General features: G+C 62.4%; 1 pseudogene. It reads right to left on the reverse strand.

Going from position 1 to position 213, the window contains the following annotated elements:
• A pseudogene (locus tag B1964_RS31385) lies at positions 1-213 on the reverse strand (IS4 family transposase); the annotation flags it as partial.

Here is a 213-nt window from a genome sequence, read left to right on the forward strand (position 1 = left end):
CCCGCACCAGCATCGGCTCAGCGCGCCGCGCCGCAGCCGAATGCGTCTGCTGCAGCTCAGCCAGCCACGACCCATCCGGCAAGTCCTTCACATGTCGTGGTAACGGGCCTGTACCCGAGGTCTTCACCCGCCACAACAGATCAGTGTTGGTCGCTATAGCTTTGCGCCACAACGCATACGAGAACACTCCACGATCAGCCGTGACCAGCATCC

This window comes from Gordonia sp. i37 (assembly GCF_002043085.1).
GTDB classification, from domain to species: Bacteria; Actinomycetota; Actinomycetes; order Mycobacteriales; family Mycobacteriaceae; genus Gordonia; species Gordonia polyisoprenivorans.